This is a genomic window from Sphingomonas sp. LR60 (genome assembly GCF_036855935.1).
Lineage (GTDB): Bacteria > Pseudomonadota > Alphaproteobacteria > Sphingomonadales > Sphingomonadaceae > Sphingomonas.
This window is the reverse complement of sequence record NZ_JASPFK010000001.1, coordinates 2,539,097-2,551,148: the sequence shown is the minus strand read 5'-3', so window position 1 is coordinate 2,551,148 and position 12,052 is coordinate 2,539,097. Positions and strand designations below refer to the sequence as shown.

Annotated in this window: 7 protein-coding genes and 1 pseudogene; 1 reads left to right on the top strand and 7 read right to left on the bottom strand. The window is 66.9% G+C overall.

Features of this window, described 5'->3' with window-relative positions; translation table 11 throughout:
• Window position 1: 1 nt before the first annotated feature.
• The gene (mreC, locus tag QP166_RS11990; RefSeq protein ID WP_333916106.1) at window positions 2-904 is read right to left on the bottom strand and encodes a rod shape-determining protein MreC; all 903 of its coding nucleotides are present in this window, start codon (window positions 902-904) and stop codon (window positions 2-4) included.
• A gap of 104 nt (window positions 905-1,008) precedes the next feature.
• The gene (locus QP166_RS11985) at window positions 1,009-2,049 is read right to left on the bottom strand and encodes a rod shape-determining protein (RefSeq protein ID WP_333916105.1); all 1,041 of its coding nucleotides are present in this window, start codon (window positions 2,047-2,049) and stop codon (window positions 1,009-1,011) included.
• A gap of 143 nt (window positions 2,050-2,192) precedes the next feature.
• Between QP166_RS11985 and mutL the strand changes: the two are divergent.
• Window positions 2,193-4,057, top strand: a pseudogene (gene mutL, locus QP166_RS11980) (DNA mismatch repair endonuclease MutL).
• Window positions 4,058-4,090: 33 nt separating this feature from the next.
• Here the strand turns inward: mutL and QP166_RS11975 are convergent.
• The 5 genes from QP166_RS11975 to QP166_RS11955 form a co-directional block, all read right to left on the bottom strand.
• Complete coding sequence (locus QP166_RS11975) at window positions 4,091-5,473, bottom strand: methyl-accepting chemotaxis protein (RefSeq protein ID WP_333916104.1); 1,383 nt, start codon at window positions 5,471-5,473, stop codon at window positions 4,091-4,093.
• A 53-nt stretch (window positions 5,474-5,526) separates the two neighbouring features.
• A complete protein-coding gene (locus tag QP166_RS11970) occupies window positions 5,527-6,594 on the bottom strand; it encodes a radical SAM/SPASM domain-containing protein (RefSeq protein WP_333916103.1) in 1,068 nt (355 codons plus the stop codon).
• A 362-nt stretch (window positions 6,595-6,956) separates the two neighbouring features.
• Complete coding sequence (locus QP166_RS11965) at window positions 6,957-8,171, bottom strand: hypothetical protein (protein WP_333916102.1); 1,215 nt, start codon at window positions 8,169-8,171, stop codon at window positions 6,957-6,959.
• Between the two features lie 74 nt (window positions 8,172-8,245).
• A complete protein-coding gene (locus tag QP166_RS11960; protein ID WP_333916101.1) occupies window positions 8,246-9,190 on the bottom strand; it encodes a glycerophosphodiester phosphodiesterase family protein in 945 nt (314 codons plus the stop codon).
• 14 nt (window positions 9,191-9,204) lie between these two features.
• Entirely contained in the window at window positions 9,205-12,015 is a 2,811-nt protein-coding gene (locus QP166_RS11955) for a TonB-dependent receptor (RefSeq protein WP_333916100.1), read from the bottom strand.
• Between the last annotated feature and the right edge of the window lie 37 nt (window positions 12,016-12,052).

The following is a 12,052-nucleotide window of genomic DNA, read 5'->3' as shown; positions in this document are numbered from 1 at the left end:
GTCACGGATCGGGGGTGGGGCTCGGAGTCGGGGAGGGGGCGGGCTTCGGTGCGGGTGGCGCGGGCGGCATGAACGCACGGTGGACGATCGCGAGGTCGAGCGTGTCCGGACGGGCGAACGGGCGGGCGGGCGCGGCATCGGTGCCATCGCGCAGCACGCGCGCCACGGGCACGCCGGGCAGGAACATCCCGCCGGTGCCGGAGGTGACGAAGATGTCGCCGGGGCGGAACTTGCCGTCGGCGGTGTCGATCGTGCGGATGTCGATCAACCCGTCCCCGCGGCCGGCGGCCAGCGCCGGCCGGCCATCGCGCGAGCGGCGGACCGGCACGATACTTTCGGCATCGGTGACCAGCAGCACGCGGGCGGTGTTCGGCCCGGCGTAGAGGACGCGCCCGATCAGCCCTTCCGGCCCACGCACCGGCTGACCCTCGGCGACGCCCTGCCAGCTGCCTGCGTTGAGCAGGCCGTAGCGCCGCGTGCTCGACGCGCTGGTGCTGACGATGCGCGCGGCGGTGACGACCTCCGGCGCACGGTCGCGCAGTCCGAGCAGCGCGCGGAGCCGGACGTTCTCCAGCCGCGCCTGCCGCCCGACCAGCAACGCCTCGCGCGCACGCGCCAGCCGGGCGCGGAGTTCGGCATTCTCGTCATGGACGCGCCACCACGTCCCGATCGCCTGCGGGACCGTCGCGACGGTGCGGATGATCGCCGCGCTCGCCCCGGACGCGGGCGCGGTGATCTCCGACACCGCGGCGCGCGCCATGGAGAAGGCGGCGGGATGGAAGGTCGACAGCGCAAGCAGGACCGCCCCCACCAGCGCCCCGGCGATGCCGAGGACGTAGGTGACGAACAGTCCATATTGCGCGCGCCGCGAAAAGCCGGGGCGCCGATCCCGCGACGGCGCCATTGCCGTCACCTCCCGCCTTCAGATTATGTGACGACCTGCCATTCCATGTCCTTCCGTTCGCCCCGGACCAGGTTCAACACCTGCCGGGCACGACGGAGCATCGCTTACCCGTTCTGCAACACCGCGCGGAACAGCGGATCCTCCAGCGCGCGGCCGGTACCGATCGCGACGCAGATCAGCGGGTCGTCCGCGATCGTCACGGGCAGCCCGGTTTCGTCACGCAGCACCTCGTCGAGCCCTTGCAGCAGCGCGCCGCCGCCGGTCAGCACGATCCCTTGGTCGACGATGTCCGCCGCCAGCTCGGGCGCGGTGTTTTCAAGCGCGATCCGCACGCCATCGACGATCGCGGCGACCGGCTCGCTGACCGCTTCGGCGATCTGCGCCTGCGTGATCTGGATTTCCTTGGGCACGCCGTTCACGAGATCGCGACCCTTGATATACACGGTCTTGCCGATGCCGTCCGCGGGCGGCTTGGCGCAGCCCAGTTCCTGCTTGATCCGCTCTGCGGTCGCTTCGCCGATCAGCAGATTGTGGTTGCGGCGCACGTAGCTGACGATCGCCTCGTCCATCTTGTCGCCACCGACGCGCACCGACGTGGTGTAGGCGAGCCCGCGCAGCGACAGCACCGCGACCTCGGTCGTGCCGCCGCCGATATCGACCACCATCGAGCCGACCGGCTCGGTCACCGGCATGTCCGCACCGATCGCCGCCGCCATCGGCTCCTCGATCAGGTACACCGCGCTGGCGCCGGCATTCTGCGCGGCGTCGCGGATCGCGCGACGCTCCACCTTGGTCGAGCCCGAGGGGACGCAGATCACGATCTCCGGCCAGCGCATGAAGCGGCGACGCCCGTGCACCTTCTCGATGAAATATTTGATCATCTGCTCGGCGACATCGATGTCGGCGATCACGCCATCGCGCAGCGGCCGGATCGCCTCGATCGAGCCGGGCGTCTTGCCCATCATCAGCTTGGCGTCTTCACCGACCGCCTTCACGCGCTTGACGCCGTTGATCGTCTCGACCGCCACGACCGACGGCTCGTTGAGCACGATGCCGCGGCCGCGCACGTAGACGACCGTGTTCGCGGTTCCGAGATCGATCGCCATGTCGTGCGAGGTCATCTTGAACAGGCGCGAGAATATCATTGACGTTGTCGTCCGTGTCGTTGTCGCCGGATTGCGGTGGGCGCCGGCAGTGATCGTCCAAGTCCGCGCGTCCCGCAGAAATCATGCTGGCGATGGTATCTGCGGGGTCGCGGGATGCCGCGGCTTGGTCTAGGTGTTGCCGCGTGTCAATACGCCGTCTCCCCTCGCATCTGGTCAACCGTATCGCCGCCGGTGAAGTGGTGGAAAGACCAGCCAGCGCGTTAAAGGAGTTAGTCGAAAACGCGATCGATTCCGGCGCCACGCGGATCGCGATCGTGCTCGCTGCCGGCGGGGTAGAGCGGATCGAAGTCGCCGACGATGGCTGCGGCATGGTTCCGGAGGAGATCGCGCTGGCGCTGGAACGTCACGCCACCTCCAAGTTGCCCGACGAGGATATCGACCGGGTCCAGACGCTCGGTTTCCGCGGCGAGGCGCTGCCGTCGATCGCCTCGGTCGCGCGGCTGACGATCGAGAGCCGCCCGGCGGGCGCGGAGGGCTGGGCGCGAACGATCGACAACGGCGTGCTGGAGCGCGACGGTCCCGCCGCCTTGCCGCCGGGGACGCGCGTCGTGGCGGAGGCGCTGTTCGCGCAGGTGCCCGCGCGGCGCAAGTTCCTGCGCTCGCCGCGCTCGGAATATGCCGCCTGCCTCGACGTCGTGCGGCGGCTGGCGATGGCGCGCCCCGACATCGCCTTCTCGCTGGAGCATGACGGGCGGCGCACGCTGTCGGTCGCGGCGGCCGAGAGTCGGCCGGCACGCGTCGCGGCACTTACCGATCGTGCGCTCGCCGACAATTCGGTCGCGATCGACCTGGAACGCGAAGGCCATGTGCTCGGCGGCGTCGCGGGGCTGCCGACCTTCCACCGCGGGGTGGCGGACCATCAATATCTGTTCGTCAACGGTCGCCCGGTGCGCGACCGGTTGCTGATCGGCGCGATCCGCGGCGCCTATGCCGAGATGATGCCCCGTGACCGCCATGCGGTGGTGGCGCTGTTCCTCGACATTCCCCCGAGCGAGGTCGACGTGAACGTCCATCCCGCCAAGACCGAGGTGCGCTTTCGAGATCCGGCGCTGGTGCGCGGGATGATCGTTTCCGGCTTGCGCCGCGCGCTGGATGCGGCGGGGCATCGGGTGGCGCATTCGGCACCGGCCGACATCATGGCGATGTGGCAGCACGAGCAGCATAGCGCCGGCTCTGTCGGGGAGGGGTTGGTTTTTCACCGAGCGACGCGCTTGGGGCAGCCCCTCACCCGACCAGCTTTGGGTCAACATCGCCCCGCAATGTTGAGAATATGCCGGGGGCCTATTCGACCCAAAGCTCCCCGGCGGGGAGAGGGCTATCGTTCCATGATCAGCGTCCGACCTTCTTCTCGGCTCCACCACAAGCGCGCGGCGTCCCCGCATGGACGCCGCCACCTGTGACGACCGACTTTCCGCTCGGCGTCGCGCGTGGGCAGGTCGCCAAGACCTATATCGTCGCGGAGGCGGAGGATGGGTTGGTGCTGGTCGACCAGCACGCCGCGCACGAGCGGCTGGTGCTGGAGCGGATGCGCGCCGCGCTTGCCGGTGGGCGCGTCGCGTCGCAGGCGCTTCTGATCCCCGAGGTGGTCGAGCTGGATGAACCGGCGTGCGACCGGCTGGAGGCACGCGTCGGGGAGCTTGCCGAGTTCGGGCTCGAGCTGGAGCGGTTCGGGGCGCGCGCGATGCTGGTGCGCGCGACCCCCGCGCTGCTCGGCAGCGGCGATCCCAAGGGGCTGGTCACCGATCTTGCCGACGAACTGGCCGCCTATGACGAGGCGTTGAGCCTGCGCGAGCGGCTGGACGCGATCGCGGGGACGATGGCCTGTCATGGCTCGGTGCGCGCCGGGCGCGTGCTGTCGCCGGCCGAGATGAACGCCTTGCTCCGCGAGATGGAGGTCACGCCGCATTCGGGGCAATGCAACCATGGCCGCCCGACGTGGGTGAAGCTGGATATGAAGAGCGTCGCCAAGCTGTTCGGGCGAACCTAGGACCGCACCCTGACCGGGCTCTATCCGCCGCCGTCAGCCCTGATCCTTGTACGCCAGCTGCAGAATGCCCCAATGCTTGCCGTTGACGTTGATCGACGCGATCACCTGTTTGAGCAGGATGACGCTGCCGTCAGAGGCGAGCCGGCGATACGCCTTGAGGCAGAATGGCTTGGTGATCTTCACCTGCTCCTCGGTATCGGGGAAGTGGAAGAAGACGCCCGCGCGCGAATATTCGGTGTTCCAGCTGCGCTCGCCGGGACGCTGCGGCAGCGACCGTTCGGGCATCGCGACGGCGCCGAAGCAGCGCCGGTCGGTGAAGCTCATCCCGAAGAAGCCGGGGAGGGCGCGCGCCGCCTCCTGCTGCGGCCGCGCAAGCGACGTGATCGTCGCCATCGCCGGATGGGTGAAGAGTGGGGGATCGCTGCCCAAGACCGGCTGGTAGGCGTCGCCGAGGATCGTCGCGTCGTCGAGTGTTCCCGACGCCGCCGCTTGCGCCAGCCCCTCCGACACCTGCCGCGCCGCGGCAATCGCGAAGTGGATATACGGGCGGTCGGGCGTGTCGGCGTCGCTTTCGGCGAGCAACTGGAGCAATTCGTTGGTGTCGTCGCTGACGGTGGTCAGCCGCTTCGACAGGCGGTGCAGCCCGGCGGCATTGTCGCTGGAGGTTTCGGACAATTGCCCGAGCCCGGTCTTCACCTCGACCACCGCCGACAGCATCGAACCGATACGCCGCACCACGCTTTCGCTGTTGCGTTCCAGCCCGTCCATCAGCCCGCGCAACTGCGCCACCAATGCCTTGACCTCATGCGTGCCCTGATGCGCCGAGCGCGCCTTGGTGACGCCCGTATCGACGCGGCCGAGCATCGCATCGGCCTGCGTGGTCAGCGCCGTGATCGAGTTGTTGATCCGCGAGGTCGCCGCCGCGGTTTCGGACGCCAGCTTCTTGACCTCGCCTGCGACCACGGAGAAGCCGCGCCCCGCATTGCCGGCGCGCGCGGCCTCGATCGTCGCATTGAGCGCGAGCAGGTTGGTCTGTTTGGCGATCGCGTCGATCGTCGCGGTGACGCGCCCGACCTCTTCCAGCGCCGAGGTGAATGCGCCGAGGCTGTCGTGAATGCGGCTGACCTGCGCGATCAGATCGACGACGTCACCCATCGCGGCGTCGATCTGAACATGCGAGCTGGCGAGCAGCCCATGCGCCCCCGTGGTCGCGCCCGATGCCTCGCGCGCGGCATCGGCGACGTTCTCGACGTCGTCGGTCAGGCGACTGGTCTGTGCATCGACGCTCTCGATGGTGCGTGCCTGCGCGGTGACGCGCATCGACAGCTCCGAGATGTCCGCCTGCAGGTCGAGCGTCCTGATCCCCAGTTCGCCCGCGACCCGCGAAGCCCCGGTAATTGTCTGATCTAGCGTCAAAATCAGCACCTCCGTCCGCAGCGGTAGCGTGAGGTGGTTAACGATTGATCGCTTTATTTCTGAATGACCGAACAGCCATGGCAAAAGTGGCCGACGCTCGGCCCCGACGCCGCGGGGTCGGTCACGAGACGCCGCGCCTCCCGATATTGCTCGCCCTTGTAGATGTCGGTGATGGACTCCGTTGCAACGCTGCCCAGCGAGCGCGCATCGACGTTCCTGTCGTTGACCTCATCCATTCGATAATTGCAGCAACCATACACGTTGCCATCGGACCCGACGAGGGCGGAGAAGAACGGCCATGCACAGCGCGGCAACATCTTCTTCGACCGGGGCGCCCACCCCTCGCGTGGCTTGAACTGGATCAGCCAGGGGGTCGTCGAGCCCTCGAACACGACCAGATCGATCCCGAGATCGTTGCAGTATCCTTCCACCGCGGCCAGTTCATGTCTGTTGTGGTCGAAGACGATGTACTGAAGGGTGATTTGCAGGCCCGCGGGCTTCTTGACGGTCTTCAGTCGCGCGAGGTTTTCGGAGACCGACTTCCAATTGCCGCCAATCCGCTGCTGCCCGAATGTCGTCTCGGATATGCCATCGACGGCGACGATGAGTGAGGTCAGGCCCGAATTTAGAAGATCAGCCAGAAACTCATCGGAAAGAGGAAGGCTGAAGTTCGAAGTGATGTACGTGTTGATATTAGCGGCATGAGCATATTTGATCATCGGGATAAGCGACTTGTTGAGCAACGGCTCCCCGAGATTGTAGAGGGCCATGACATGCGTCCGGCCGCGCACTTGATCGACAAGTTGCGAGAACATCTGCAGATCCATGGCTTTGGGCAGCTTGTTCCGCTCGGATTTCTGCAGCTTGCCATGGAAGCATACCGGGCAGCTCAGCTGACACCGCGGCGTGACATCCACTTTCATGTGAAAGGGCACGCCGGTGCCGTCGGTTTTGCCGCGGACGAAGCAATAGGTAAGCGACGCCAGATTCAGGATCTTTCGCGTCGTTAGATTCTTCCGGAGGACGTAGCTCTTGCGCGAAATCTGGCGAATCTGCGGCAGTTTTCCCGCCAGCACGTTCGCAGCTCTGGCGATCGCCCGTTCGGCGCTACTTTCGACCAAGGATCACCACCTCTAGGAGAGTTCTGCCGCGCGTCTTCGCGGTTTCACAAAACCATCATTGAGCCGCTTAACGCTTTGACGTCAAGAAACAATCTGCCTGCATTGCGGCCCCGTCAGCAAACAGGAGAAGGTTACAATAACAAGGTAAATATCTCGCAAAGTGACGATCAAGCAACGGGAATGCGTAGAGCAGAGGCTTCGCTATCGGCGATGCTTAGGCGACAGTCGAAGGGCTCGACACATCTACCCTGTCCCGATCTGGGCCAAGGTCGATGATGCGTGAAGGGACCAGCAGACCCGGCTGTCACATCGGCGTCTGCCTCGGCTCCCGCGGGTCAACAGCCGTCGCTTAGCTGAAGTCGCTACAACGCCGGTTTTTGGAAGCTCTTGGCCCGAACTCGCCTGCCTCGTGGCTTGGGGCGGTGTCCCGCACCGGCGATCATGATCGCGCCGAGTGCGGTCAAGAGCAGGCTGATCGCCGGTGCCTGATGACGGCCGTCCCCCAGCTGGTCGATCAGCGGTCCAAGGATGACCATGCTCAGCGCGGTGGCCAGATGCAGGGTCATGATGACCGCGCCGAAAACCGTCCCGTCGGCGCTGCGCCCGGCGCGTCGCTCGTCGATCGCCAGCTGCGACGTGGCCACCCAGAGGTGGACATTGATGATGCTGACGCCGATGCCGTGCAGCACGGCGGCGGCGATCCGCACGGTCGGGCCGATACCGAGCGGCACGATCAGGAGCGCGCCGCTCGCCACGATGATCGCCAGCAAGACCGATCGGCCGAGCAACTCACGCAAGGCTGGGCCGATCAGCGTCCCCAGGCAATAACCGCCCAGCAGCACCACGCCGCCACTCCACGCGCCGGCCACCGGGGGTGCAAAGATCAGCAGGCGGGTGACGGTCGGTAGCAACGTCGCGGTCATGATCCAGCCCAGCAGAAGCGCTGGCAGTCCGGCTGGCATCGCCCGGTCACTGCGGTCGGCCGGGCGGGCAGGCGCGTGCGGCGCAAAGGTCGCGCCGCGCAGACCGAAGGCCGACGCGACCATCAACGCGCCGACCACGGCCAGCAGCGCGACCATCCCCGCCGCCGTCGCCAGCGCGAAGCCGGCGACGATCAGGCAGCGCGTTCCGGCGCTGAGCATCACGCGCAGCCGGGCGTAGCCGCGCGCGTCTGCATCATCGCGCGGCAGCAGCGCCGCGAGCATGTTCTGCGCCACGTCCTGCACGGCATAGGACAGGCGAAATGCGAGACCGACGGCCATCGCCGCCGCGGCGCCGTGGACGGCGAATTGCGCCCACAGCAACAATGCGGTGACGCAGGTGGCGGGCAATTGGACGCGCACGGCCATCGCGTCCGTCGCCCGGCCGCGATCGAGCGCGCGTCCCGCGAGCGCGGTGGCGACCGCGCCGACCAGGAGGAACAGGCACAACAGCCAGCCGGTCTGGACGCCCGTCAATCCGACCCGGACATGCAGGTGCCAGGCGAGCAACAGGTCGATCGCGGCCCAGGCGAGCGAGCGCGTGGCATGGGCCGCGCCGAAGCGCGCCCGGTTCGACGGAAGAAGCCACGCGACCATGGCCGCGCGATACCGCGGCTTGATGATCGCTTGGTGACACGACGGGGGCCTTCATGCCCCCGACGGTCGTCGGTTCAGCGCAGGGTCGCGCGATAGCGGAGCAGTGCTTCGGGTTCGTCGGTCTGGAGGATGGTGATACCCTCGCGATAGAGCCGACCCCACACCGCATCGGGATCACGCAACGCCTGTTCGTCGCCGCCGTACCCGACGACGAATCCGTCCCAGAGAGTGTTGATCCACAATCGCACCCGGCGCGCGCGGGCGATTGCGGCCACCGGCGGCAGCTGCGCTGCATCCATCCGCGGCAGTTCGATCCCGATCGGGCGGGCGTCGGTGAGTTGCGCCGTGACGATCGCGGCGAGATCGGCCTTGCGGTCGGGGTTGAGCGGGATCGGCATGTAGAGCAGGCGGTCGAAGGGGGCCTGCGCCGCCATTGCCGGCGTCTCCGGCCCCACCTCGGTCTTGATGACGATCTGCTTTTCCATCCCTGCGCGCCGCACCGCTGCGGCGACCTCGACATAGATGTTCGCCTTCACGTCGAGATTGAGCATGATCCGACCCTTGGCGAGCGCCAGGATCTGATCGAGGGTCAGCATCCGCTCATCGGTGAGTGCGGCCTTCTCGCCGCCCTCGTCGTCGCGCAGATGCAGGCCCGAGAGCTGTGCCCAGGTCAGCCGGTCGACGGCGCCGCTGCCGTCGGTCGTGCGGTCGACCGTGGCGTCGTGAAGGATCACCAACGTGCCGTCCGCCGAGCGACGCACGTCGGTTTCCATCATGTCCGCGCCGATCGCGACACACCGCTCCAGCGCGGCGCGCGAGTTTTCCGGCACATTGCCCATCATGCCATGACGCGGTGCCGGGTTGTGGCAGCCGCGATGCGCGACCACCACGATCCCGCCATCGGGATCGGCGAGCCGTTGCTGGATCGCCGCCACCCCGCCGCCGGGCGCCGCGACCGCGGTGCCGGACGCCATCGTTGCGGCCAGCGCGCATGCGCCGGCCATCGCCATCATCTTCATCGTGTCGGTTCCTTTCAGAAGCGCGGCGTGATGCGCAGGCCGACCCAGAAGGTGGTCGGCGCCGAATAGCTGTCCTTCAGCAGGTTCTGCCCCGGCCCGGTCACGCTGGTGATCCGGCGGTGCGTGACGTTGCCGACCTGCCCGATCAGGCTGATGCTGTCGTTGACCGCGTAGGTCGCCGACAGGTCGATCTGGCTGCGCGGCGACCAGTAGAGATCCTGCCAGCCGATGTTGCTGATGATCGTGCGCAACGCCTTGCCCTGCCGGTTCCACGCGGCGCGCAACTCCAGTCCATGCGCATTGTAGAAGGCGGTGACGTTGGCGGTATAGCCCGGCTGCCCCACCAGCCGGTCGAGCGAGCGGGTCGCGCGGGTGGTGGCGCTTGGCGAATAGGGGACGGTGATCCGTCCGTCGAGCAGCGCGGCGTTCGCCGACAGGCCGAAGCCGGACAGGAACGGCGCGATCGGGCGCAAGGTGTTGAGGATCACCGACCCTTCCAGTCCGCGAATGCGCGCAGCGGCGGCGTTGGCAGGCGTGCTGACCGCGGCATTGGCATAGGTGGTGCCGTCGAACGTGAACGGCACGATATTGGTCAGCGTGAAGATCTCGTTCTTGATCCGCTTGTCGAAGGCGGCGAGCGAGATCATCCCCTCGAACGGCGTGATGCGAAGGTCAGCGGCGAGGTCGAGATTGTCGGACAGGCGCGGGCGGATGTCCGGTGCGCCAATCGTCACCGTGACGCCGGTCGCATTAGGGTTGCCCTGATCGTTCGGGTTGACGAACCCGATCGAGGTGCGCGCGGCATAAGCGTCATAGGGCGGGTGACCCAGCGTCTGGCTGGCCCCGACGCGCAGATCGAGCAGCTCGGTCGCGTGCCAGGTCATTACCGTCGAGGGCAGCAGGTAGCGGTAGGAAGAGCCGGTCAGCTTGTCGACATAGACGTACGTGCCGCTCGCCTTGTCGAGCTGCCGCTGGCGACCGGTCGTCGATTGGGTGGTGTCGTCGTAGCGGAGGCCCGCCTGTAGGTTGAGCCGGTCGCTGCGATAGGTCGCGATCGCATAGGCGCCGAACAGCTTCTCGTGGTGCGTGAAATCGTCCTGGTTGCTGAAGGCGGTCTGGTCGGTGGCGTTGTACGCGCTGCGCGGGGCGGCCTCGACCTGCGCGCGCGCTTTGGCCGGGTCGAGCGCGAAGAGGTTGTAGCCGAGATACCGCATGATCGCGTTCGACGGCCCGACCACGTCGGCCATGTTCAGCGCCGGGGCACTCGCATTGGGTTGATATTCGGCCCGCCCGATGTCGAAGCGCGGCTTGTCGTCGGTGTAGCTGACACCCGTCGCGACGCCGACGCCGCGATCGTCCAACCCCTGATTGATGCCGTAGTCCAGCCGCGAGGTGAAGATGCGGTCACCCGCCGCGCGCACATAGTCGCTTGCCGGCCGCCAGTAGAGCAGGCTGTAATTGGCGAGGTTGTTGTACGCCGACGCGCTGATCGGGAACCGCTGGTCCAAACCCGACGTGTCGTAGCTGAAGGCGTATTCGGGCGTCGCGTTGATCGTCACGCCGCTGCCGGTCTTGTTCGTGGCGACCGCCGCCGGACGAGTGATGTTGGTGGCGTACTTCACCATGAAGATCGGTTCGCGATAGGTCGCGTTCGACACCGAGGTCCGCAGGCTGACGAGCTGGTTGTCGGCCGGGCGCCAGTTCAGGCCTGCCTGACCGACGCGCGTGCGCGTCGTCGTGATCTGGTTGGAATAACCGACTTCGACATCGCCGCCCGGATAGCTGCCGGAGGTCGCGGTCTGGTTGTAGACGCGACCGCGGTTGCGCGGATCGATGATGATCTCGTTGCGCTCCATATTGTCGCGGAAGAAGTAATAGCCGCCGGTCGCAACGGCATCGAGCGTATCGGTGATCCGCGCCTCGAACTTCGCGGTCAGGCCATAACGATCGCGCTTGTCCATGACGTACCAATATTTGTCCTGCTGCGGCACCGCATAGCCATTGCCCAGGTTGTTGCCGCTCTGGAGCACGCCGTTGTTGTCGTAGAAGCTGTAATGGACCGTGTCGGTCGTCATATGGGTTTCGGTGAAGCTCGACAGCTGCTGATAGTTCGCCGACAGCGTCACGCCGAACTGATGCGCCGCCCCGAACGTGGTGCTGCCGGTCGCGATCAGGCGATAGCCGGGATCGCTCTGGTCGCGGGGCTTGCCGGTGTCGTTGGCATGGCCCAGCGAAGCCTCGGCGGTGAAGAACGGCTTGCCGCCATTCTCGAACGCCGAGCGCGTCTTCAGGTTGATCGCGCCGCCGGTGGCATTGGGATCGAGATCGGCCGTGAAGGTCTTCACGACCTGGATCTCGCTGACCATCGACGACGGCAGGATGTCGAGCCGCACGCCGCGCGTGATCGAACCGAGGGTGCCGTTCGGCGTGCCCGGCGAGGCGATCGTCAGCCCGTCGATCGTGACGTTGTTGTAGCTCGGCCCAAGGCCACGCAGCACCGGCGTCGCGGCCTCGTCGCGTGGATGCTCGTTGTCGGTCGCGGGCAGCACCGACAGGCCGGGGATGCGGCGCAGCGCCTCGACGATGGTATTGTCGGGCAGGGCGCGGACGTCGGTGGCGCTGACCACGTCGACGATGTTGGTGGCGTTGCGCTTGCTCTGGATCGCGGTGGCATTGGCGCGGCGGATGCCGGTGACCACGATGTCGCCCGGCGCGTCCGACGCAGCAGGATCCTGCTCCGCCTGTTGCGCCCAACCGGCCTGCGCGCTGGCGATCAGCGACACCGACACGAGCAGCCGCCACAGCGCGGCACGATGAACCGTCATGAAAACCCCCGGAATGTTTGTAATTCGGCTTATTACC

Excerpts from the sequence above, each read along its gene's own strand:
- mreC (WP_333916106.1), bottom strand. The coding sequence starts at position 904 with ATGGCGCCGTCGCGGGATCGGCGCCCCGGCTTTTCGCGGCGCGCGCAA.
- QP166_RS11960 (WP_333916101.1), bottom strand. The coding sequence starts at position 9,190 with ATGAAGATGATGGCGATGGCCGGCGCATGCGCGCTGGCCGCAACGATG.
- QP166_RS11985 (WP_333916105.1), bottom strand. The coding sequence starts at position 2,049 with ATGATATTCTCGCGCCTGTTCAAGATGACCTCGCACGACATGGCGATC.
- QP166_RS11965 (WP_333916102.1), bottom strand. The coding sequence starts at position 8,171 with ATGGTCGCGTGGCTTCTTCCGTCGAACCGGGCGCGCTTCGGCGCGGCC.
- QP166_RS11955 (WP_333916100.1), bottom strand. The coding sequence starts at position 12,015 with ATGACGGTTCATCGTGCCGCGCTGTGGCGGCTGCTCGTGTCGGTGTCG.